The organism is Pseudomonas orientalis (assembly GCF_001439815.1).
GTDB classification, from domain to species: Bacteria; Pseudomonadota; Gammaproteobacteria; order Pseudomonadales; family Pseudomonadaceae; genus Aquipseudomonas; species Aquipseudomonas orientalis.
The window spans coordinates 390,673-414,269 of sequence record NZ_JYLM01000002.1; the positions used below are offsets into that span (position 1 = coordinate 390,673).

The 23,597-nt window shown below is 61.2% G+C and carries 20 protein-coding genes; 13 read left to right on the top strand and 7 right to left on the bottom strand.

The genetic code is table 11. The features are described 5' to 3' along the window. The first annotated feature begins 11 nt into the window (after positions 1–11). The gene (locus TU82_RS06040) at positions 12–1,424 is read left to right on the top strand and encodes an MFS transporter (protein WP_057722216.1); all 1,413 of its coding nucleotides are present in this window, start codon (positions 12–14) and stop codon (positions 1,422–1,424) included. Between the two features lie 41 nt (positions 1,425–1,465). On the opposite strand, the gene TU82_RS06045 is transcribed toward TU82_RS06040, so the two are convergent. The 3 genes from TU82_RS06045 to TU82_RS06055 all read right to left on the bottom strand — a co-directional run bounded on the left by TU82_RS06045 (position 1,466) and on the right by TU82_RS06055 (position 3,591). Continuing rightward, positions 1,466–2,758: a PQQ-dependent sugar dehydrogenase gene (locus TU82_RS06045; protein ID WP_057722217.1), complete on the bottom strand. Its 1,293-nt coding sequence runs from the start codon at positions 2,756–2,758 to the stop codon at positions 1,466–1,468. Further along, on the bottom strand, positions 2,755–3,177 hold the full coding sequence (locus TU82_RS06050; protein WP_057722218.1) for a DUF2231 domain-containing protein: 423 nt from the start codon (positions 3,175–3,177) through the stop codon (positions 2,755–2,757). The genes TU82_RS06045 and TU82_RS06050 overlap by 4 nt, the downstream gene beginning before the upstream one ends. A gap of 90 nt (positions 3,178–3,267) precedes the next feature. Further along, complete coding sequence (locus TU82_RS06055) at positions 3,268–3,591, bottom strand: hypothetical protein (RefSeq protein WP_057722219.1); 324 nt, start codon at positions 3,589–3,591, stop codon at positions 3,268–3,270. A 252-nt stretch (positions 3,592–3,843) separates the two neighbouring features. On the opposite strand from TU82_RS06055, the gene uvsE reads away from it, so the two are divergent. The 4 genes from uvsE (at position 3,844) to TU82_RS06075 (ending at position 6,710) form a co-directional block, all read left to right on the top strand. Then, positions 3,844–4,872, top strand: a complete 1,029-nt coding sequence (gene uvsE, locus TU82_RS06060; protein WP_057722220.1) for a UV DNA damage repair endonuclease UvsE — start codon at positions 3,844–3,846, stop codon at positions 4,870–4,872. 40 nt (positions 4,873–4,912) lie between these two features. After that, positions 4,913–5,392: a P-loop nucleotide/nucleoside kinase family protein gene (locus tag TU82_RS06065; protein WP_057722221.1), complete on the top strand. Its 480-nt coding sequence runs from the start codon at positions 4,913–4,915 to the stop codon at positions 5,390–5,392. After that, positions 5,389–6,165 (top strand): nucleotidyltransferase domain-containing protein, encoded by a 777-nt coding sequence (locus tag TU82_RS06070; RefSeq protein WP_057722222.1) that lies wholly within the window; start codon positions 5,389–5,391, stop codon positions 6,163–6,165. The genes TU82_RS06065 and TU82_RS06070 overlap by 4 nt, the downstream gene beginning before the upstream one ends. Positions 6,166–6,248: 83 nt before the next feature. Next, positions 6,249–6,710: an NUDIX hydrolase gene (locus tag TU82_RS06075; protein WP_057722223.1), complete on the top strand. Its 462-nt coding sequence runs from the start codon at positions 6,249–6,251 to the stop codon at positions 6,708–6,710. A 22-nt stretch (positions 6,711–6,732) separates the two neighbouring features. Here TU82_RS06075 and TU82_RS06080 read toward each other — a convergent pair whose 3' ends face one another. Then, on the bottom strand, positions 6,733–7,296 hold the full coding sequence (locus tag TU82_RS06080; protein WP_057722224.1) for a TetR/AcrR family transcriptional regulator: 564 nt from the start codon (positions 7,294–7,296) through the stop codon (positions 6,733–6,735). 139 nt (positions 7,297–7,435) lie between these two features. On the opposite strand from TU82_RS06080, the gene TU82_RS06085 reads away from it, so the two are divergent. The 4 genes from TU82_RS06085 (at position 7,436) to TU82_RS06100 (ending at position 15,640) form a co-directional block, all read left to right on the top strand. Then, on the top strand, positions 7,436–8,137 hold the full coding sequence (locus TU82_RS06085; protein ID WP_057722225.1) for a glutathione S-transferase: 702 nt from the start codon (positions 7,436–7,438) through the stop codon (positions 8,135–8,137). 128 nt (positions 8,138–8,265) lie between these two features. After that, positions 8,266–9,675 carry an XAC2610-related protein gene (locus TU82_RS06090; protein ID WP_057722226.1) on the top strand — a complete coding sequence of 470 codons (1,410 nt, stop codon included), beginning with the start codon at positions 8,266–8,268 and terminating at the stop codon, positions 9,673–9,675. A 118-nt stretch (positions 9,676–9,793) separates the two neighbouring features. After that, positions 9,794–13,297 (top strand): AAA domain-containing protein, encoded by a 3,504-nt coding sequence (locus tag TU82_RS06095; protein ID WP_057722227.1) that lies wholly within the window; start codon positions 9,794–9,796, stop codon positions 13,295–13,297. 144 nt (positions 13,298–13,441) lie between these two features. Further along, positions 13,442–15,640: an OsmC domain/YcaO domain-containing protein gene (locus tag TU82_RS06100; protein WP_057722228.1), complete on the top strand. Its 2,199-nt coding sequence runs from the start codon at positions 13,442–13,444 to the stop codon at positions 15,638–15,640. A 476-nt stretch (positions 15,641–16,116) separates the two neighbouring features. Here the strand turns inward: TU82_RS06100 and TU82_RS06105 are convergent, their stop codons facing one another. The 3 genes from TU82_RS06105 to TU82_RS06115 all read right to left on the bottom strand — a co-directional run bounded on the left by TU82_RS06105 (position 16,117) and on the right by TU82_RS06115 (position 20,044). Continuing rightward, entirely contained in the window at positions 16,117–17,283 is a 1,167-nt protein-coding gene (locus tag TU82_RS06105) for a cystathionine gamma-synthase (RefSeq protein WP_057722229.1), read from the bottom strand. Further along, positions 17,280–18,656 (bottom strand): pyridoxal-phosphate dependent enzyme, encoded by a 1,377-nt coding sequence (locus TU82_RS06110; protein WP_057722230.1) that lies wholly within the window; start codon positions 18,654–18,656, stop codon positions 17,280–17,282. The genes TU82_RS06105 and TU82_RS06110 overlap by 4 nt, the downstream gene beginning before the upstream one ends. A 203-nt stretch (positions 18,657–18,859) precedes the next feature. Beyond that, positions 18,860–20,044 (bottom strand): MFS transporter, encoded by a 1,185-nt coding sequence (locus TU82_RS06115; protein WP_057722231.1) that lies wholly within the window; start codon positions 20,042–20,044, stop codon positions 18,860–18,862. 94 nt (positions 20,045–20,138) lie between these two features. Here TU82_RS06115 and TU82_RS06120 point away from each other — a divergent pair, with 94 nt between their 5' ends. The 4 genes from TU82_RS06120 to TU82_RS06135 all read left to right on the top strand — a co-directional run bounded on the left by TU82_RS06120 (position 20,139) and on the right by TU82_RS06135 (position 23,238). Next, a complete protein-coding gene (locus TU82_RS06120; RefSeq protein WP_057722232.1) occupies positions 20,139–21,032 on the top strand; it encodes a LysR family transcriptional regulator in 894 nt (297 codons plus the stop codon). 150 nt (positions 21,033–21,182) lie between these two features. Beyond that, a complete protein-coding gene (locus TU82_RS06125) occupies positions 21,183–21,731 on the top strand; it encodes a hypothetical protein (RefSeq protein ID WP_057722233.1) in 549 nt (182 codons plus the stop codon). A gap of 261 nt (positions 21,732–21,992) precedes the next feature. Further along, positions 21,993–22,508, top strand: a complete 516-nt coding sequence (locus tag TU82_RS06130; RefSeq protein ID WP_057722234.1) for a hypothetical protein — start codon at positions 21,993–21,995, stop codon at positions 22,506–22,508. Positions 22,509–22,677: 169 nt separating this feature from the next. Continuing rightward, positions 22,678–23,238, top strand: coding sequence for a hypothetical protein (locus tag TU82_RS06135; protein ID WP_057722235.1), 561 nt, complete (start codon positions 22,678–22,680; stop codon positions 23,236–23,238). Positions 23,239–23,597 lie beyond the last annotated feature (359 nt).

Here is a 23,597-nt window from a genome sequence, read left to right on the forward strand (position 1 = left end):
AAAGTGATGCCATGAATCTGAACGAGCCCATCAGTGCCCATCGTGTCGGCCAGGCGGTCGGCAGCTATCGCTGGACGATCTGCGCGATGCTGTTTTTCGCCACTACCGTCAACTACCTCGACCGCCAGGTGCTCAGCCTGCTGGCGCCGCAGTTGTCTACGCAATTTGGCTGGAGCAATACCGATTACGCCAACATCGCGGCGGTGTTCCAGTTTGTCTATGCGATATCCATGCTGTTCGCCGGACGCTTCGTCGACAAGATCGGCACCAAGGCCGCCTACGTCGTGGCGATCGGCATCTGGTCCACCGGCGCGATCATGCATGCGTTCTCGGTGCAGATGGGCGAGGGCATTGCGGCTGTCAGCACGGCCATCGGCCTGGCGGTGATTCCGGTCTCGATTGCCGGTTTCATGCTGTCACGCGCGGTGCTGGCGATTGGCGAGGCGGGCAATTTTCCCATCGCGATCAAGGCCACGGCCGAGTACTTCCCCAAGAAAGAACGCTCCTTTGCCACCGGTATCTTCAACTCGGGCGCCAACGTGGGCGCGATCCTGGCGCCGATCTGTGTGCCCTTGATCGCCGGTATGTGGGGCTGGGAAGCGGCCTTCATGGTCATCGGCATGCTGGGTTTCGTGTGGGTGGCCGTGTGGGCTGCCGTGTACGAAAAACCGGAGCAGCAAAAGCGCCTGTCGGCCGAAGAGCTGGCCTACATCCGCAGTGATCAGACCGTACAACCCTTCGCGCCAACCCCTACAGGCCCTGCGGGCGCAACCGCGAAAAAAGTCTCGTGGTTCAAGTTGCTGACCTATCGCCAGACCTGGGCTTTTGCCTTCGGCAAGTTCATGACCGACGGCGTGTGGTGGTTCTTCCTGTTCTGGCTGCCCACGTTCCTGTCGGCGCAGTACGGCATGAAGGGCGCCGATATCGTGATGCCGCTGGCCGTGCTGTACAGCATGACCATGGTCGGCAGCATCGGTGGCGGCTGGTTTCCCAGCTACTTCATGGCGCGGGGCGATGCGCCCTATGATGGCCGCATGAAAGCCATGCTGGTGATCGCGCTGTTCCCGCTGGTGGTGTTGCTGGCGCAGCCGTTGGGCTACATCAGCTTCTGGGTTCCGGTGTTGCTGATCGGCGTGGGTGCCTCGGCGCACCAGGCATGGTCGTGCAATATCTTCACCACGGTGTCGGACATGTTCCCGCAGAAAACCGTCGCGTCGGTGGTCGGTATCGGCGGCATGGCAGGGGGGCTGGGCGGAGTGGTGATGACCAAGATCGGCGGCTGGGTGTTCGACTACTACAAGTCCATCAATGACATCCACACCGGCTACATGATCATGTTCGCGATCTGTGCCGTGGCGTACCTGGTGGCGTGGAGCGTGATGAAGGCGCTGGTGCCGCGCCACAAGGAAATCACCGACCTCTAGGTGAGTGCGCCGGAGCGGGCAAGCCGCTCCGGCATGCCGGTTTACTGATTACGCGTAACCCGCCAGACCGTATTGGCCAGGTCATCGGCAATGATCAGTGCGCCCTTCGGGTCCACTGTCACGCCCACCGGACGGCCACGGGTCTTGCCGTCGTCACCGCGAAACCCGGTGGCGAAGTCGACCGGCTCGCCGGCCGGTTTGCCGTTGCTGAACGGTACGAAGATCACCTTGTAGCCCACCGGATTGTCGCGGTTCCAACTGCCGTGTTCGCCAACGAATACGCCGTCGGCGAATTTTTCGCCCATGGCCGGGATGGAGAAATCCACACCGAGCGCTGCCACGTGGGAACCCAGGCTGTAATCCGGTTTGATCGCCGAGGCGACCTTGGCCGGGTTCTGCGGTTGCGCACGCGGGTCGACGTTCTGGCCCCAATAGCTATAGGGCCAGCCGTAGAACGCACCCTCACGTACCGAACTGAGGTAGTCCGGCACCAGGTCCGGGCCCAGTTCATCGCGCTCGTTGACCACTGTCCACAACTGCCCCGAGCCCGGCTGGATGGTCAGCGCCGTGGGGTTGCGCAGGCCGGTTGCGTAGGGCCTGTGCGCGCCGGTGGCGGCGTCGATCTGCCAGACCATCGCCCGGTCGATTTCCACTTCCATGCCGCGCTCGGTGATGTTGCTGTTGGAGCCGATCCCGACGTAGAGCTGGCGCCCGTCCTCGCTCACGGCCAGGGATTTGGTCCAGTGATGGTTGATCTGTGCCGGCAGGTCGGTGACTTTGACCGGGGCGCCGCTGGCCTTGGTCTGGCCGTCGGCGTAGTCGAAGCGCACCAGCGCGTCCTGGTTGGCCACGTAGAGTTTGCCGTCGGCATACGCCAGGCCATAGGGCGCGTTGAGGTTGTCGGCGAACACCGTCTTGAGTTCGTAGGTGCCGTCACCGTCGGCATCGCGCAACAGGGTGATGCGGTTGCCGCTCTTGACCTTGGTATTGCCCTCGGCCTTGATCAGGCTGGCGATCACGTCCTTGGGCTTGAGCTTGGCCGCGCTGCCGCCACGGCCTTCAGCGACCAGAATATCGCCGTTGGGCAGCACCAGGGTCTGGCGCGGGATGGCGAGATCGGTGGCAATCGCGGTGATGCTGTAACCCTCTGGCACCTTGGGTTTCTGATCGCCCCAGGCGGCCGGCTCGGCGATTTTCATGCTCGGCAGCAGACTGCTTTGTTGCGCCGGTAACTTGGGGTCGGGACCGTGGGCCTGGGTCTTGTCGCCTTCGCCGCCGCAGGCAGTCAGCAACAGCGCTGCGCTTAACAGGGTCAATGTGCGGGTGGTTTTCATTGGGCAGCTCCCGAACGCAGGTTAGTCAGGCCGATCCACGTCGCGAGCATCGCCAGCAGCGTGACGACCACCGACAGCACCAGGCCGGTCGGCATCATGGCGTAGGCATCCTTGGCGTGCTGGAAAGCATTGATCAGCCCCAACACCCAGGCGGCCAGCAACAGCACAAAGTAAGCGGCCGGGCGCCCGGCCTTGCGTTCGGCGCGCAGCAGATTGACCAGGGCGAACAGCAGGGCGAACCCACTGAAAACCAGCGCACCGGCGATTAGCCAGGAGGCGAAGTTGGCCCACTGAATCTGGTAGGTCTGGCCGTAGGCAATGTCGCTGAGCAGGGCGCCCAGGAACAGCGGCACGCTGCCGGCGAGCAAGGTCGCATGCAGCGGGCCGGGCGTGCAGCGATAGGTGGGGAGGGTAGTCATGGGCGGTGCAGCTCCTTATCGTTCGGCACGCCTGGCGGCAGGTGTGCGTTGACTTTGCATAGGAAAGGAGCGTGCTGCGTGTGAGAAAGTTCACTGAGGGTTCGTGTCGGAATGTTTATCGAACCAGTCGGCGTAGGGTGTGTTCGCCACCTTGTAGCGATTGAAGTCGGGACTGCCATCCGCCCACCATACCGGCCCGCGTTCACCGAGTGCGACCTTCGCCCGCTGCACCTGCTCGCGGGCCTGCTTCAACTGCTGTGAGTCGCCGCAAGCCTTGGCCGCCTTGACGGCTCGGCGCGCATCCATCAGCGCATCCACCCAGCGCTGGCGCTCGGGCTCATCCAGCGCCGGGTTGGTGCGCCGCCAGAGTCGGCCCTTGAGCACGAAATAGCGGCCATCCGGGGTGTCAATCATGGTGCCAGCGCAGCACCCGCAGCACGCCCCACATCATCGACATCACAATAGCCAGCCAACCGGCGAACAGGCTGAAGAGTGTCATTGCAAGGTTCATAACCACCTCTCTAACGTCGTTGTTGCGATGTTGTCCTGCAATAGGTGACCCCGCTCTGGGCGCAGGATTCAACCGAATTTGACGAATGAACCCTTGGCCGCCTCCATCGCCTAAGCCTCTATAATCCTCCCGATTGCATATCACCAGGCGCTCCCATGACCCACCCCCGCATCGGCTTTGCATGCCAATACAAGCATCCCGAACGACTCCCGTCCGCCAGCGCCCTGAAGCTGATCGAAGGCCCGTTCAACCCGCGTACCACCACGCTGCGCTGGATGGACAGCGTCGAACCGCAGGTGGCGCGGGACAAACTGGTCGAGGTGGTCACGCACAATCTCGCCGCCCAATTGCGCCTGCTGGCCTACGTCGCCGACCTGCCGCCGACCTTGCGCATGCTGCGCCTGAGCAGTGACCTGTTGCCGTTCTACAGTCACCCGAAAGTTGCTGCGGTGTACCAGGATCCCGCCATCCAGCGCCAGTTGCAGGACGGCTTTGCGGCCATTGGCGAGCTGGCGCGGGCCTCGGATATCCGCCTGTCGTTTCATCCCGGCCAGTACTGCGTGCTGGCCTCGGAAAACCCCAACGTGGTGGAAAACAGCCTGGCCGAGTTCGAATACCATGCCGACATGATCCGCATGATGGGCTACGGCCGCTGCTTCCAGGACCTCAAGTGCAATGTGCATATCGCCGGTCGCCTGGGCGTGGCCGGCACCCGCGCAGTGTGGGCGCGCCTGTCCGAAGTGGCGCGCAACTGCATCACCTTTGAGAACGACGAGAAGACCTACGGCCTGGACCATTGCCTGCAGGTCGCTGACCTTGCGCCAGTGGTGCTGGATATTCACCATTGCTGGATCAACGAGGACGCGTACATCGACCCGCATTCGCCCCGCGTCGCCAGGGTGATCGACAGCTGGCGCGGCGTGCGTCCGACCCTGCATTACTCCCAGCCCCAGGAAAGCTTGCAGGCACTGGGGTTTGACGCCGAGCACAAACTGGAAATGAGCGCCTTGTTGAAGGTGGTTTCCAAGCGCGACCTCTACGCCCACAGCGCGCAAATGTGGAACCGCTGGACCAACGACTACGCGCTGCAGTTTCTGGATCGCTTCGACATCATGCTCGAAGCCAAGGACAAGAACGTCGCCGCGCTGGCGTTCTACAGGTATTGGCAAAGCCAATCGGCCTGAACCATGGCATGCTTGACGGCCTGACAAAAGGAACCGTCCCATGGCTACCCTGCACCTGCTCTGCGGCAAGATCGCGTCCGGCAAATCCACCCTTGCCGGCCGTCTTGCCACCGATCACGCCGCTGTCCTGCTCAGCGAAGACCACTGGCTCGCCACGCTGTATCCCGGCCAGATCCAGACGATTGCCGATTACCTGACCTGCGCCCGGCAGATTCGCGGTGTAGTAGGGCCGCTGGTGAGCGACTTGCTGGTATCAGGCGTCAATGTGGTGCTGGATTTTCCGGCCAATACCCTCGCCAATCGCGAATGGCTGCTCGGCCTGGCCCAGGCCGTCCAGGCAGCGCATTGCCTGCATTACCTGGAACTGGATGACGCCGCCTGCCGTGCGCGACTGCACGCGCGCAACGCCAGCGGCGCGCATGATTTCGCCACCACCGATGCCGAATTCGACCTGATTACTCGCCACTTTTGTGTGCCGAGTGAGGAGGAGGGGTTGGTGATCGAGGTGCATCGGCTGTGAGTGCTGAATGTCCTATCGGTGTTGACGCCAAGGGCTACATTGTCAGCGTCGGCGCAGCCCCTGTGCAGCCTGAGTTCGAGCCATTATTGAAGGATGTGCTGGCCACGCTTTCACAGCCCGTATACGGGTTGGAGGGTATCTACCTGTACGGCAGTGTCGCCCGAGGCGATGCCAGTGCCGAAGCGTCCGACCTCGATCTCACCCTGGTCCTGCGTGATCCACCCCAGCCAGCGGTGCTCGAACAACTCGAACTGGCGCGGCTGGCGCTGGAGCAGCGGCATTCCTGCGTCACCAAAATCGATTTAGACATCGGCCACCGTGCACAGGTATTGGCGCCGGAGCACCACAATCGCTGGGGCTTCTGGCTCAAGCATCATTGCCGATGTGTGTGGGGCGATGACCTTGGGTTGCGGTTCGAGCCATTCCGGCCAAGCCGAGACATCGCCTTGGCGCTCAACGGAGATTTTGCGCAGGTGTTGTCCCGCTATCGCGCAGATATCATGCAAGCCGCGAACACACCGCAGCGCTTGCTCTTGCAGCGCGAAGCTGCGCGCAAGTTGATCCGTTCCACGCATACGCTGCGCTCCCCTGACGCACTGATGTGGCCCCGGACGCTGGAGGAGCATGTGGCGATGTTCACCCAGCGTTATCCAGGCAGGGTCGCGCAAATCGCGTACTTTCTCTTTGAAGCCAGAAACCCGAGCGCCGAGTGCGCGGCATTTTTGCAGCGTCTTGACGCTTTTGTTGAGTGGATGGCGTCGCAGCCGGAATAAACAGGAATGGGACGGCTGCGCCGTCCAGCGCGAGTAAGCGCCCTCGCCACCGTGACAGTCGTGATCAGAAAGGAATCAGGCAAATGCGCGAGCGCAAGGCAGCACGCCTGCTGGTAATAAGTCCCTTGAACGATGTACTGCTGTTCAGGTTCGTCCATAAGGAAGGCGCCCTGGCGGGCCGAAACTACTGGGCCACGCCGGGCGGAGGCGTTGAAGCGGGCGAAACCTTCGAGGCTGCAGCGATTCGCGAGCTGCGCGAGGAAACCGGCCTTACGGTCAGCCGTGTTCAATCTCATGTAGCGGAACGCACCTTCCCCTTGATGCTGCCGAGCGGCGAAACGGTGCAGGCCATCGAGCGATATTTCGTGGTGCATGCGCCGAGTGAGGCGGTCTCCACTACGCAATGGACTGAACAGGAAGCCCAGGTCATGGCCGATCACCGCTGGTGGTCAGCTCAGGCGCTTCGTTCGACTCATGACACCGTATGGCCCCAAGGGTTGGCCGAGATGCTGGTGGCTGCCGGGGTTTTTCAAGCTGCGTCTTGAGTGATTGATGCCTGGCAACTCGTCACACCGGCAGCAACCCCGCCTCCTGATAGCTCCCGACCAGTTCATCAAACAAACCGATATCCGCGCGCGTGCGCGCAATCAACTGTGCGCCGGCGATGGCGGTGTAGATCGCGCGGGCGCGGCGCTGGCAGGTCTCTGCATCGCCCAGTTCGAGCTCAGTGAGGCGTGCGGCCAGCCACGCCACGTTGATATCGGCGAAGGCGACGATTTCTTGTTTAACGGGCTCGGGCAAGTCCTGGTATTCGGCCGCCATAAAGCTGGACAGGCACAGCCGGTTGCCGTTTTCGAGTGAGGCTCTAAAAATGCTCGGGTAGCGCCGCAGGCTGTCGCGCGGGTCAGGCGTTTCGTGGTGGATCGCTTCGAGCACGGCGGCGGTGTCTTCCCAATAGCGCTTGGCGACCGCCGCGCCGAGTTCGGCCTTGCTGGGGAAGTGGTAGTAGATACTGGCGTTCTTGATTCCCACCGTTTCGCCGATGCTGCGAAAGTTGATGCCGCTGTAGCCCATGTGCTGCGCGGCGACTTTGGCGGCTTCCAGAATGGCTTCCCGGGCGTTTTCGCTCACGTATTGAGTCCTCGGTGGTGGGTGATAGGGTGGATTCTACGCGCAAATTATTTTACCTGCCAACTGGCAGGTAGTGGTTGACAGCGGCGGATAAAGCTCGCAATCTTTACCTACCACTTGACAGGTAGGCGGATTAAACATGACTTTTCAGCAAACGCATTCCAATGGCGCCCAAGACTCCGTGCTTAAAATTTACGACTGGTATAACGGGCCTTATCCGGCGCGTGTCCGCATCGCCCTGGCCGAAAAAGGGCTGCTCGCACACACCGAGTTCGTCTCCATCAACCTCTGGGAAGGCAAGCACAAGCAGCCGGCTTTCCTGGCCCTGAACTACTCCGGAACCTTGCCGGTGCTGGCGTTGCAGGACGGTACTCTGATCGCCGAGTGCACCGCCATCACCCAATACCTCGACGTGCTGGACGGCAACCCGCTGCTCACTGGCAAGACGCCCAAGGAGCAAGGCCTCATCCATATGATGACGCGGCGCGCGGAAATCGAATTGATGGATGCGGTCAGCGTTTACTTCCATCACGCCACACCGGGGCTGGGGCCAGAAGTGGAGCTGTACCAGAATGCTGAATGGGGCGAGCGCATGGGGGACAAGGCGGTAAGGGGCATGCGCCACTTCGACGCCATCCTCAAGACCCGGCCGTTCGTGGCGGGCGAGGCGTTTTCAATGGCCGATATTGCCCTGCTGGGCGGCCTGATCTTTGCGTCGTTGGTCAAGCTGCCCGTGCCTGCCGAATGTGAAGCGCTGCATGCCTGGCATGCCCGGATGAACGAGCGCGCCAGCGTGAAGGCCTGGCGAGCGATGGTGCAGGAGGGCGATCTGCAGAACTAAACCCCATACGCGCGTAGCGCCCACCAACGGCAGGTGGGCCGCTATGCGTTCCAGAGCAGCGATTTGTTCGATGCATCCGGCATTTGCCTTTACACTGCGGGCCCCGATTTTCAGCAAGGATGCTTCGAATGCGTTCGCTCGTCAGCGCCGTATGCCTGCTCATGACCTTTTCGGCCGGTATCCTGGCCGAGCCGCGCTCGTTTTCGCTCAACGATCCCAGCGGTCACTACCTGGTGGAAGTCCTGTTCCCCGACGCGCCTCAAGACCTGCAACAACTGGCGCCGGCACTGATTACCCTGCGCGACAAAACCACCCTCGACATCCTGCAGCAGTTGCACACCCCAGCCGGCAATCTGCCGCTGGACCAGAACGGCAAGACCGACCCCTATCGTTTAATGGGACAGTACGGACTGCTGTACTTCCTGGATATCGACGCCGATGGCCGCCAGGATGTGGCGATCCGCAACGGCAGCAGTGACGATGACGACAGTCAGTACCACTACGATGTCTACCTGCAGGACCCGCAGCAGACGCAATGGCGGCGCAACGGCCCGTTGTCGGAACTGGCCAACGAAACCTTCGGCGGCATGTTCTCGGTCACCCCGAGCGACGGCATTATCCATTCCCAATCCGACCGAGGCTGCTGCTGGACCCGTGCCAGTCGCTTGCAGATGCGCGACGGCCAATTGGTGCGGCTCAGCGCCTACACCCAGGAGCAGGTCCCGCCCACCGAATTTGGCGAAAACTCCAGCATGCCCAGCGGCTTTATGCTGCGCACCACCGGCGAATGGAAAGACGGCCAGTGGGTGGAGACTCCACGGCTCGAAGGGCCGGTCAACGAAGATCCGCAGTACCTGGTCGGTACGCTCAACGGCAAGATCCCGGTACAGATCTGGTACCAGCAGCAGGGCGCGGTGCTGATCGGCGAGTTGCGTTATACCAAGAGCGGCAGCGGCGACCCGATCAAGCTGGTGGGCGACCAGGACGAGTACGATGGCAAGCCGTTTATCTACCTGCACGAGTATGCCGATGACGGCCATCAAACCGGCATCTGGCGCATCACCCGGCAGACCGTTGCGCCTTATCTCTACAGTGGCACCTGGGTCAGCGACGCCAAGGGCAGCCCGCGCGAACTGGCCATCGACCTGCGCTCCGATGACCGCGAACCGGAATACAAGAAACTCGGCGATGTGCCCCGCGACCAGCGCAGCGGCCATTACCAGATGCGCGATGACTTCCTGGGCCGCGACGGTGACCTGGAGCTGAACATCCTGCCCGAGCGCGATGCCCAGGGCCGGGAAATCGCCGAATTGAGCATAACGCTCAAGGACGCCGGCACCTCCCATGTGATCGTCACGGAGCAGCACCGGGTGCCGATGCAAACCGACAACCTGATCATCGTGCGTGAACCCCTGGCGCCCAAATCCAACGGGCCGTATCACATCCAACTGGTCAAGAACTTTGCCGTGATCAATCACAACTCGGCGCCGGACGCGCAGGATTATCTGACCGGAATGTACCGCAGACAGCCGCGCTGAACACCGATGACCTAAGACGCAGGTGATTGCCCACCTGCACACGGAACCGCTACCCTGGTTTTGACCTCTCCAGCCACCGACCGTAACAGTGAGTCACGGTCTGCACCGAATCAGGACGATGAACGATTATTCTCTGAAACTTGCCAACTACTGGCGAAACTCGTTGGCCGACGCGGAAAACGGCAATGGCGCCTTGTCCCCCAGTCATGTCAAAACCTATTCGGTCGTACCTTTGGCCGCATTGGCCGCCGGGTGTGTGCCGGTCGAGCAGGTGGACCTCCTATTCGCCGATGAACCGGCGCAACGGCTCCACGTGGATGTCACGCTACGCCCGTTTGTGTACGCCTCGCGCAAGGAACACCGCATGGCGCGCAGAGGGCTGCCGGCCTTTATCACGCCGATCATTTGCCGGGTGTCGGTCACCCGTGACGGGCTCATCTATCCGACCGGGCCCGCGCTGGTACCCCGCGATATTCTGGAGCCGTTGGACCGCGACAATTTCACCATTGGCGCCCAACATGACCTGGACCGATTTTTAACCGCGCAAGACGCGCCGCAATTCGAAGTGCCAGCCCCTGGCGCAGAAATGCAGCCCGACGAATATCACGACAAATGGCTCACCTACCTGCGCTACTGCAAGACCTTGTTTCAAACGGTGTGCAACGCCTGGAATGGAGCGGACGATGGTTTCGACCCGGCCAGCTATTGCTACGTGTTCAAGGAGCAGAAGGCCGACGGTTTCAGTCGCAATATCGTGGCGCTTTACGATCATCTGCGCCTCGCCAAACCCGAGGCGCCGTTGTTCGAGCGCTTTGCGCAACGTGAACCCACACCCGATGAGCGCTGCCTGCCCGCCAATGGCCTGTTCGCCGGGCGAGGCGGGCATGCCGGTGATGAATACGCCCTGGCGCCGGCCCAGCGCGACAGTCTTGCGCACCTGCTGGCGGGTAACACCGGGGATATCCTCGCGGTCAACGGGCCGCCGGGTACCGGCAAGACCACCTTGCTGTTGTCCGTGGTCGCGTCGCTCTGGGCCAGGGCCGCAGCCGAGGGTGGCGAGCCGCCTGTGATCGTCGCCAGTTCGACCAACAATCAGGCGGTCACCAACATCATCAAGGCCTTTGGTAAGGATTTCTCGGCAGGCACCGGCCCCTTTGCCGGACGCTGGCTTCCCGATATCAGCAGCTTTGGCGCCTACTTTCCGACAGCCTCGGCGGAAGCGGAGATGGCCCGCACCTTCCAGACCAAGAGCTTTTATCTGGCGCTGGAGACGCAGGCCTATATCGATAAAGCGCAGCAGGCCTATCTGGAGCGCGCCGCCATCGCTTTTCCGGGACAGTCGCAGCCCACGCTCAAGGGCACCGTCGACGCGCTTCAGGCCCGGATTCGCCTGCGCCTGCAGCAGCTCAGTGATATCGAGCAAGGGTGGGCCAGATTGCGGGTGGCGCGCGATGCCATCAAGGCCTTGCTGGGCGATGATCCACAGGCGGCGATCGCGGGTCTTGAAGCGCAACGGCAGGCGCTGTCCGAGCGGCTGGAGCATGCCAAGGCACGGCTGAAAGACTTCAGGCATTACCTGGCCCACGAGTCGCTGGTGTATACGCTGTTCGGCTGGTTCGGCCCGATTGCCGCCAAGCGCCTGCGCCTGGCCAAGCTGCACGTCGATGAGGCTGATGCACAGCTGCAGGAGGCCACCGATGTGCATGACATCGAGCGCCGGTTGACGGCCGCAGTGGCGCATTACGCACAAAGCCTGAAAACCCTCGAAACCCAGCGTGAGCGTGTGGAGCAACTGCTGCGCGGCGAACAGCGTGAGCTGTTGAACTGGCAGGCGGTGATTGGCCGGTTGCCCCAGGCGGCCGGCAAACCCGCCGCCCAGGTGACCCTGGAAGACTGCGACCGTTGGGCGGACACCTCGTTGCGCTTCGAGACGTTCCTGCTGACCACGCATTACTGGGAGGGTCGTTGGCTGCTGGAAGTCATCGACGAGCTGCCGCTGATTCTCAAAAGCCGCAATAAAACCGGGCGCAAGACGTTGGAGAAAAACTGGCGCCGCTGGATGAAGCTCACGCCCTGCGTCGTCGCGACATTTTACCGGCTGCCCGCAGAGCTGTCTTGCCAGCGCCACGATGGCAATGGTCTGGTCGGCGATTACGCGCTGAACTTCATCGACCTGCTGATCGTGGACGAAGCCGGTCAGGTACTGCCCGAGGTGGCGGCGCCGTCGTTCGCCCTGGCGCGCCAAGCGCTGGTGATTGGCGACACCCAGCAGATCGAACCCATCTGGTCGGTGCTGCCGGCGGTGGATATCGGCAATCTGCTCGCCGCCGGCCTGTTGTCGCGCAGCCGCGTGGACGACGAGTACATGGCCTTTTGTGACAGCGGACGCAGCGCCGCCAGTGGCAGCGTCATGGCGATTGCACAGTCCACCAGCCGCTATCACTACGACCGCGACCTGGCGCGCGGCTTGTACCTGTACGAACATCGCCGTTGTTATGATTCGATCATCGATTACTGCAATGCGCTCTGCTACAAGGGCAAGCTGCAACCCCGGCGCGGCGCCAAACCCGAGGGCGGCCTGCCGGGGCTGGGTTACCTGCATATCGACGGGATCTGCCAGCAGAAGCAGGGCGGCAGCCGCCATAACCTGCTGGAAGCCCAGACCATTGCGGCCTGGATCAAGGCCCATGAACAGCAGCTCACCCAGCGCTACGGCAAGGAACTCTGGGAAATCCTCGGGGTGATCACGCCGTTCGGTGCCCAGACCCAGGCAATCACCGACGCGTGCAGCGCATTGGGTATTCGTACCGGCAAAGGCGACGGTGAACTCACCGTTGGCACCGTGCACTCTTTCCAGGGCGCCGAACGGCCGGTGGTGATTTTTTCCGCAGTGTATTCCAAGCATGCCGACGGTCCTTTTATCGACCGCCGCGACAGCATGCTGAACGTGGCCGTTTCCCGGGCCAAGGACAGTTTCCTCGTATTCGGCGATATGGACCTGTTCAGCCAGATACCCACCAGCAAGCCGCGCGGGAGGCTGGCGCAGTACCTGCTGAACAGCCCGGAGAATGAGCTCACATTCGATTTTCAACCCCGGGTGGATTTGCTCACGGTGCGCACCGGCTTGAGTCATCTGCATGAATTTGCCGAGCATGATCGGTTTCTGTTGCAGACGCTGGAAACCGCGCAACAGCAGGTCCAGATCGTGACGCCCTGGGTGCGGCTGCGCGGCATGCGCGAAAGCGGTGCCCTCCAGGCCATGTGCGGTACCGTCCAGCGCGGGGTGCCCGTAACGGTGTATACCGATTTGCGCTTCAACACAGACATCGGCCACGGCAAGTCCGACGGTGATCCCGGCAAAATCGCCGAATTCAAGGATGCGCTTGCGACCCTCAAGCGCCACGATGTGCAGGTGCGCGTGGTCAACAAGGTGCACAGTAAACTGGTGATGGCCGATGAGCAGCTGCTGTGTGTCGGTTCATTCAATTGGCTGAGCGCTGCACGCTCGGGCGATTATGTGCACCATGAAACGTCCATGGTCTACCACGGGCCGGACGTCAGCAGCGAGCTGGCAATCAACCGCAAGAACCTGGGGCAACGCTTGATCTCAAGCCAGCCCTAGCCTGGCGCAACGCTATGCCAGGGGCCGCAGGCTGCTGGCATGGCAATACCGACCAGCAGCCCACGCGCAAAATCCTGCGACTTCCCGGCGAAAATCTTCATAATGGCGGCCATTTTGTTTAGCCCGTTATTCTGGTGTGCCCGCATGGAAATTAAGGTCAACTTTCTCGACAACCTTCGACTTGAAGCCAAGTTCGATGATTTCACGGTGATTGCCGACCAGCCGATTCGCTACAAGGGCGACGGTTCGGCGCCGGGACCATTCGATTACTTCCTGGCTTCGTCGGCGTTGTGCGCGGCATATTTTGTTAAGCTGTACTGCGCCACGCGCAATATTCCCACCGAGAATATTCGCCTGTCGCAGAACAACATCGTCGACCCGGAAAACCGCTACAACCAGATATTCAAGATCCAGGTCGAACTGCCGGCGGACATCTCCGACAAGGACCGCCAGGGCATCCTGCGCTCCATCGACCGTTGCACCGTGAAGAAAGTGGTGCAGGCCGGGCCTGAGTTCGTGATCGAGCAAGTGGACAACCTCGACGCCGACGCCCAGGCGTTGTTGATGCCCAACTCTACCTCCGAGGCGGGCACTTACATTGCCGGCAAGGACCTGCCGCTGGAGCAGACCATCGCCAATATGTCGGCGATCCTGGCGGGCCTGGGCATGAAGATCGAGATCGCCTCGTGGCGCAATATCGTACCCAACGTCTGGTCGCTGCATATCCGCGATGCCCACTCGCCGATGTGTTTTACCAACGGCAAGGGCGCGACGAAAGAGGGCGCGCTGGCGTCGGCGCTGGGCGAGTTTATCGAGCGGCTCAATTGCAACTTCTTCTACAACGACCAGTTCTGGGGTGAAGAGCTGGCCAATGCGCCGTTCGTGCATTACCCGGATGAGCGCTGGTTCCAGCCGGGCCCGAACGACGAGCTGCCGAGCGAGATCCTCGACGCTTACTGCCGCAAGGTCTACGACCGCGAAGGCGAGCTGCGCGGTTCGCACCTGTTCGACACCAACTCCGGTAACCAGGAGCGCGGCATTGTCTCGCTGCCGTTCGTGCGCCAGTCCGATGGCGAGGTGGTGTACTTCCCCTCCAACCTGATCGAAAACCTCTACCTGAGCAACGGCATGAGTGCCGGTAACACCTTGGCCGAAGCCCAGGTGCAGTGCCTGTCGGAGATTTTCGAGCGGGCGGTGAAGCGCGAAATCATCGAAGGCGAATTTGCTCTGCCGGACGTACCCGCCGAAGTGCTGGCCAAATACCCTGGCATCCTCGCCGGTATTGAAGGCCTGGAGGCCCAGGGCTTCCCGGTGCTGGTCAAGGATGCGTCCCTGGGCGGTGAATTCCCGGTGATGTGCGTGACCCTGATGAACCCGCGCACCGGCGGTGTATTCGCCTCGTTCGGCGCGCACCCAAGCCTTGAAGTGGCGCTGGAACGCAGCCTCACCGAACTGCTGCAGGGCCGCAGCTTCGAAGGCTTGAACGACTTGCCGCAGCCGACCTTCGAAGGCCAGGCGGTCACCGAGCCGAACAACTTCGTCGAGCACTTTATCGACTCCAGCGGTGTGGTGTCGTGGCGCTTCTTCAGTGCCCGGTCGGATTACGAGTTCGTCGAGTGGGACTTCTCCGGCCATGGCGAAGACTCCAACGCCCAGGAGGCCGCGACGCTGTTCGGCATCCTGGAGGGCATGGGCAAAGAATCGTACATGGCGGTGTATGAACACCTTGGCGCCACCGCCTGCCGCATCCTGGTGCCGGACTATTCGGAAATCTACCCGGTGGACGACCTGATCTGGGACAACACCAACAAGGCGCTGTTCTTCCGTGAAGACATCCTCAACCTGCACCGCCTTGATGAGCAGGCTTTGCAGGCCTTGGTCGAGCGCTTGATCGAAAGCGAGCTGGACGACTACACCGATATCACCACCCTGATCGGCATCGAGTTCGACGACAACACCGCTTGGGGCCAGTTGACCATCCTGGAATTGAAACTGCTGATCTTCCTGGCCTTGAAGCAGTATGAGGAGGCCAAGGAGTGCGTGGAAATGTTCCTGCAGTACAACGACAACACCGTCGAGCGTGGGCTGTTTTACCAGGCAATGAATGCGGTGCTGGAGATGGAGCTGGACGACGACCTGGAACTGGCCGACTACGAAGCCAACTTCCGGCGCATGTTTGGCAATGAACGCATGGACGCGGTGATCGGCTCGGTGGAGGGCAGTGTGCGTTTTTATGGGCTGACGCCGACCAGCATGAAGCTGGAAGGGCTGGACCGGCATTTGCGTTTGATCGACAGCTACAAGAAACTGCACAGCGCACGGGCCAACATCACCCAGGCCTGATTAGCACAACCAATGTGGGAGGGGGCTTGCCCCCGATAGCGGTGGGTCAGCTGCCAATAAGCTGACTGACACACCGCTATCGGGGGCAAGCCCCCTCCCACAGTTTGATTGGTGTTTGACTTTAGATGTGTCCAGGGCCTGAGGCCAGATCTGCCCGCGCCGCCTAACCTCAGCTGATTAGCACAACCCGTGTGGGAGGGGGCTTGCCCCCGATAGCGGTGGGTCAGTTGCCAACAAGCTGGCTGATACACCGCCATCGGGGGCAAGCCCCCTCCCACAGTTTGATTGGTGTTTGAAGTTAGATGTGTGCCAGGGCCTGAGGCCAGATCTGCCCGCGCCGCCTAACCTCAGCTGATTAGCACAACCCGTGTGGGAGGGGGCTTGCCCCCGATAGCGGTGGGTCAGTTGCCAATAAGCTGGCTGATCCACCGCCATCGGGGGCAAGCCCCCTCCCACAGTTTGATTGGTGTTTAAGGTTAGATGTGTGATAGAGCCTGGGCCAGATCTGCGCGCAAATCCTCTATATCTTCAACCCCCACCGACAAGCGCACCAACCCATCACCAATCCCCAACTGCGCCCGCGTCGCCGCCGGGATGCTCGCGTGGGTCATGATCGCCGGGTGTTCGATCAGGCTTTCCACGCCGCCCAAGCTCTCGGCCAGGGCGAATATGTTTACGTTTTCCAGAAAGCGCGTAGCGCCGGCCAGGTCGCTGTTCAAGTCGACAGAAATCATCCCGCCAAACCCGTGCATCTGCCGTTTGGCCAGCTCGTGCTGCGGGTGGGATTCAAGGCCCGGGTAGTAAACCCGCGACACCTGCGGCTGCTGCTCCAGCCAGGCCGCCAGTTCCAGCGCGTTGCTGCAATGGCGCTCCATGCGCAGGGCCAGGGTTTTCACGCCGCGCAGGGTCAGGAATGCATCGAAGGGCCCGGCGATGGCACCCACCGAGTTTTGCAGGAAGCCCAGGCGTTCGGCCAGTTCCGGGTTGTCGCCGACGATGGCGATGCCGCCGATCACATCCGAATGGCCGTTCAGGTACTTGGTGGTGGAGTGCACGACGATATCGCACCCCAGCTCCAGCGGGCGCTGGATCCACGGGCTGGCGAAGGTGTTGTCGGCCACGCACAGAATGCCGCGGGCGCGGCACACGCGGGCAATGGCGCTGAGGTCGGTAAGGCTCAGCAGCGGGTTGCTCGGTGTTTCGACCCAGACCATGCGCGTGTCGTCCTGCAGCGCCGCTTCGAAGGCCGACACGTCACTCAGGTCTACGTAGCTGAACCGGTGGCCGGCACTGCGCTGGCGCACCTTGTCGAACAGGCGGAAGCTGCCGCCATACAAGTCATTGCCGGAAACAATGTGCGCGCCGGCATCGAGCAACTCCAGCACCGTGGAAATCGCCGCCAGCCCCGAGGCGAACGCGAAGGCCTGGGTGCCGCCTTCAAGGTCGGCCACGCAACGCTCCAGGGCAAAGCGCGTGGGGTTGTGGGAGCGGCCGTAGTCGAAGCCTTTGTGCACGCCGGGGCTGTCTTGCAGGTAGGTGGAGTTGGCATAGATCGGCGGCATCAGCGCGCCCGTGGTCGGGTCGGGGGATTGTCCGGCGTGGATCACACGGGTGGCAAACGCGCTTTTATCGGGCTGGCTCATGCAAGGGATCTCCGTAGATGGTTTAGCAGGTCGACGCGGGTGATCAGGCCATGGAAGCCCGAGGCGTCGGCAATGATGGCGACCAGGCCGCGATCCAGTTCCGCCTGCAGGTCCGCAAGGCTGGCACTGGGGGCCAGGGTGCGCGGGGTGCGGGTCATGGCGCTGGCCACGCTCATGGAGAAATGCGTGGCGTCCTGATGCAGGCCCAGCAGCAGGTCGGACTCATCGATGACCCCCGCCAGCTGCCGGCCGTCGATCAATACCGGCAATTGCGAGACATCCGCCAGGCGCATGCGCTGGAAGGCGGTGAGCAGGGTGTCGTCGGGGCTGACGCTGATCACCCGGCCATCCTCGAAGCGGCGGGCGATCAGGTCGCGCAGGTCGCCGTAGTGCTTGTACTGCAACAGCCCGGCGTCGTTCATCCATTGGTCGTTATAGACCTTGGACAGGTAGCGCGTGCCGGTGTCGCAGACGAAGGTGACCACACGCTTGGGCTCGGTCTGCTCGCGGCAATAGCGCAGCGCGGCGGCGAGCAGGGTGCCGGTGGACGAACCGCCCAGGATGCCTTCGGCCTTGAGCAGTTGGCGGGCATGGTCGAAGCTTTCTTCATCGCTGATGGAGTAGGCGTGGCGCACGCTGGACAGGTCGGCAATCGACGGAATGAAATCCTCACCGATGCCTTCCACCGCCCAGGAACCCGGGGTTTCAAGCTGACCGCTGCGGCTGTACTCGGCCATCACCGACCCCACCGGATCGGCGAGCACCATGGCCAGCTCGGGCTGCACGCGCTTGAAGAAACGTGTCAGACCGGTAAGGGTGCCGGCCGAGCCGACGCCCACCACAATTGCATCGACATCATGCTGGGTCTGCGCCCAGATCTCCGGTGCGGTGCTGGTTTCATGGGCTAGCGGATTGGCCGGGTTGTTGAACTGGTCGGCGAAGAACGAGCCCGGAATACCCTCGGCCAGACGCGCCGCCACGTCCTGGTAATACTCGGGGTGGCCCTTGCCCACATCGGAGCGGGTGATATGCACCTCGGCACCCATGGCCTTCAGATGCAGCACTTTTTCCGTGGACATCTTGTCCGGCACCACCAGCACCACCCGATAGCCCTTGGCCCGCCCGACCAGCGCCAGGCCCAGGCCGGTGTTGCCGGCGGTGGCTTCGATAATGGTGCCGCCAGGGCGCAGGCGGCCATCGCGCTCGGCGGCGTCGATCATGGCCAGGCCGATACGGTCCTTGATCGAGCCACCGGGGTTTTGCGATTCAAGCTTGAGAAACAGCGTGCAAGGGCCGGTATCGAAGCGGCTGACCTTGACCAGCGGCGTGTTACCAATCAGTTCAAGTACGGCGGGGCGGGAGAGGGTAGGCATGTCGTCACCTGGTTACGGGATGGGCACAGGGTGGGGGACAGCAAATCACAGCATGGCTTGAAACATAGGCCGGTATCGCCAGGCTCGCAACCGGACGGTCCGATGCATGACTTTTTTTGGCGCATGGGCGATGGAAGGGGAGAGGGGCTGGTGAAGGTCAAATGTGGGAGCGCCCGGCAATCGCACAATAGCAACGCCCGCGCTCAGGCTTCCACGGCTTCCCGGCAGGCGCGAGCACCCACACGCCGCGAGCGCCACCCCAAACCCAGCACCATCAGCAAACCCAGCCCTGCCATCAACGCACCGGCCAGAGAAATGGCCGGGTAGCCCAACCCTGCGTTGATCACCGCGCCGCCCACTGCCGCGCCAATCGCATTACCGAAATTGAACGCACCAATATTCATAGCCGAGGCCAGGTTGGGCGCGTCTTTGGCTGCCTCCATCACACGCATCTGCAACGGCGGCACCAGGGCAAAACTCGCGGCGCCCCACAGCAGAATCGACAAGGCGGCGGGCAGCGGCCATTGCATCAGCACCGAGAAGGCCAGCAGCACCGCGATCAATACCACCAGCGAGGTGATGAGCGTACGGTCCACCGAACGGTCTGCAGACTTGCCACCCCACACGTTGCCCAGGGTCAGCCCGATGCCGAACAGCACAAGCATCCCGGTAACGAAATTGGTCGACGCGTGGGTGACATCCCGCAAAATAGGCGCGATGTAAGTAAACACCGTGAACATCGCACTGGAGCCCACCACCGTCAGCGCCAATGCCGCCAGCACCGGCCCGCGACTCAGCACGCGAATCTCCGCCATCAGGCTGCCGCCTTTCGGCGCGGGCGCATTCGGCAATGCCCACCAGAGTGCGGCCATGACCACCGCACCGAGCCCACTGATGCCCCAGAACGCGGTACGCCAACCAAAGTTCTCGCCAAACCAGGTCGCCAGGGGTACACCGCCAATGGTTGCCAGGGTCAGCCCCATGAACATCGCAGCGACAGCTCCCGCGCGCTTCTCGGGCGCTACCAGGCTTGCGGCCACAATAGAGCCGATTCCAAAAAACGCCCCGTGATTGAGCGAGGTCACTAGCCTGGCGATCATCAAGGTCTGGTAATTGGTCGCCAGCGCCGACAGCAAATTACCCAGGGTGAAAATCGCCATCAGCCCGATCAGCAGATAGCGGCGTGGCACCCTGGCCGTCGCCAGCGTCATGATCGGCGCACCAATCAGCACGCCCATGGCATAGGCACTCACCAACAGCCCGGCGGCGGGAATGGAAACGCCAAGATCGGCGGCAATACCGGGCAACATGCCCATGGGTGCAAATTCGGTGACCCCGATGCCAAAGGCACCGATGGACAATGCTACAAGGGGTGGATTGATACGCATGGCTGACTCCTGATCTGTGTGCTGAATGCTACAATCCAGCCTTTTCCAGCAGTAGCCCTCGGTTGGGAACTACACCTTTGCGCAGGAGGCAAAAATGGACATAGGCGGTCGATCCGGCGAGATGGAAGTGTTCACCCTGGTCGCCGAGCATGGCAGCCTGTCCGGCGCAGCGCGCGCCCTGGGGCTGACGCCATCGTCCATCAGCCGCATCATCACCCGCACCGAACAGCGCATCGGCACCCGGCTGCTGCTGCGCACCACCCGCGCCATCACCTTCACCGCCGAAGGCGAGGCCTACCTGCGCGGCGCGAGGCGCATCCTCGCCGACATGGCCGAAGTCGAAGACGCCATCGCCGACCAGGGTGCCCCACGCGGGCGCCTGCGGGTCAGCGCGGCCCTGGCCCATGGCCGCATGACCATCGTCCCACTGATCGCCGCCTTCAGCGCCCGCTATCCCGCCATTGTGGTCGACCTGATGCTCGGCGATGAAGTGGTGGACATCCTCGGCGGCGAAGCGGACGTGGCAATCCGCTTCGGCGAACTCCCCGACAGCCCCTTGACCGCCCGCCATATCGGCTCCACCGGCCAAGTCATCGTCGCCTCCCCGGATTACCTGGCCCGGCATGGCACGCCGGTGATGCCGCATGACCTATTTCAGCACAACTGCCTGCGCTTCAACTTTCGCAGGGCAGCTCCCGACTGGCCGTTTCGGGTGGATGGGCGGGAGTTTTCGCTGAAGGTTGCGGGAACGATTGAGGGGAATAGCGGAGAAGTGTTGGCGCAACTGGCGAAGCTGGGGGCGGGGATTGCGCGGGTGGGGGCGTTCAGCGTGGCGCAGGATCTTGAATGCGGGAACCTGGTGCCGTTGCTGGAGGCTTATAACCCAGGGGATGTGGAGCCGATTCATGCGGTGTTTGTGGGCGGCACGGCGATGCCCGCGCGGGTGAGGGCGTTTGTGGATTTTTTGGTGGAGCGCCATGAGGGTTGACGATATACCTTGCTGTATCGCTTGGCGGATAGTTGGTATATGTCGGTTAAGCCCAAAGGCTACGGTGATCATTCGTGACGCCAGGACCGGCGAAGAACTGCGCAGTGAAAGTCCATATCACTGCAGTTGAACCATAAAAAAGGGATTTCCATGAGAACGTTTCTGATCGCAGGCCTGGCCTTAGCCATGAGCGGCTGCGGCAATATTTCCAATATCCGTGCTTACTCCACGGCCTATGTTGAACCCGCCTCAGGTGATACCGCGCGTTTGCGCATCATTACCAATGGTATGGCGCGTGGCGTACCGGGCCGCGACTGCATCGACTGGCGCGTTCCCGGCGCCGGGGTGATGGCCGTGTCCGAATCCGGCTTTGCCGATCAGAATAATGGGCGCAGCCTGGGCATGCCCGAGAGCCACCGCCGCGTGGAAGGGCAAGCGCTGGCGCGTACCGAGCTGAAGGTGCCGGCGGGCATACCTTTCGCCATGAACTTCCAGAGTGAAGGCTACGCCTCCGGCGGCTATTCCTACAGTTGCCGGCAGAGCTTTCGCTTCACCCCGCAGGTGGGTGAGGACTATGAGCTGATCCTGTTGGAGAGTGGCCAGTGCCTGGTCGCGTTGCAGCGCTTGAATCCGGCGGGGAAATCTGAAAGCGAGCGTGTTGAGAAGGCAGGGCTCTGTAGGGGGCTGGATGTTTTTTAGTTCAGCATGCCCGTACTCATTACAGTAACGTGCGGCTTCTGGTCGACTGAGGGGCTTTGGGGCAGTTCGCTTTGGGACGATTCCTGCCTCTCACGAAGAGTTTGAATCGGTCAAAGGCGACCAATGCGCCAATCTAGTAAACCAGAGGCGATTCACTTTATTTCAAGTCTGGTCAGGTGCTCGTTCTCTCACTTATTGCTTGACTCATTGTGATTGATCAGGCCTGTTAACGCGGCCTCTTGCGCCATTAATAAGGAAATTATGAAGCCTCTTTACCTGTGTTCAGTTCTGTTGCTTGCAGGCTGCGCCCCAGCGCCGAAATACCTTGTGCCTGCGGGGGCGCCCCAGGCGATGATCCGCAGCGAGTTGGTCTCTATGGAAAATTATCGAAACGGCGTGACTCTGGTTCAGGCGCCTGCCATCGGCTGCAAATACGGCAGAACCGTGGCGACTGAGTCCGGGATGGGGAAGCAGTTGGTTTCCGTTTATAAGAATGTCTCGACGCCGGAGGGTTTTTTTCCTGTTGAAGCCGGCAAGCCGCTGCACCTGGAAATGCGCGGCGCGGCCAATGCCAATCGCTCTTGCAGCGTAGCATTTGTCAGCGAGTTTGCGCCGGGCGCACGTTATGTGATCAAGGGAGGGATTGTCGACGTCCCGGGCTCGCTAAGCCATTGTTACATTGAAATATTCAATATCGATTCGGGCGTACGCGTGCCCACGGCCGGTGAGCCGAAAATAGAACGTACTTGTGCGTTGGACCGGTTACCGACGCTGTAGGGAAAAGACGGGTCAGGCTACCAGCGTAAAAGCGGGGTTATATTTGACTTGTGATCTGACCCCGGTTTTATGCTGTTATTCTGATTTGGCAACCCGGCGTGTAGATAAGATGCTATACGGCATTAAGTCACAGGAATGTCGGCTAATTGATAGTTAGGGAAAGCTGAGTATGCGTCGCTTAAAAGCCAACGGGTTTATGTTTATCAGCATTGCTATATTCTGCTCCGGCTGCACATCTTATTCGTCCCAGCCGACAATCAACGAACCCGCTGAACCGGACACACAAGAAATCATCTCTAGCTTCAGTTACGCAATAAACTCACCATGGAAAGACAGTCGCTTCGGCAAGGACGCATATGCAGCGACGCTCAAAGTTATTCCCAATGCACAGGATGCGGACTCCAGTTTTGCCACCTCGACCCTGCCGGCATTAGAAATAAAGATATCGGAGTTCTCATCTGGCGGCGCTTGCGGACAAGATTACTTGACGGGCCTGAGTCTGGGTTTGATCCCCAGTTGGTGTACTCGGACAAACCTTTTCAAGTTTGATTTTATATTGAATAAGGGTCGGCGCTTTTGCAGGCAGAAAACCTACTCGATAAACTCCACGTCGTTTTCACATCTCACGATGATTCCATTTGCACTATTCAATACAGACAATCAGCCATTGACGCTCTATCAGGCGGCGCTTAAAGATTTTCTTCGGATAGGCCAATGTGCGGCGCGTTGAGATGCATGTCAACAGGCTTATTTTGCGGCTAAGAGGGACTCATTCCAGGCGCTGGGACCTTCGAACTTATCTCCGGTGAGCCGCACCTTTTGGCCCGATAGCTGCCGCTCACGGATGATCGCTTTCGACCCATAGCTGCCATTCGTGATCGTCCGCTTTAGGCCGTAAAAACATGTCGAGTAAACAGAATTAATTCGTCAGATTTTCACCTGTCAGCGAGATCAAGGGCGGGCTTTAACGGATGGTCTTTAGGGATATGGGCTCTTATTTTTTGCTCGATATTGCGTATAGCCATGCCGCTGCATGGCATAACGGTAGTGGCTGGTGAATTCGGTTCGCTAACGCCACTAAACGAGGCG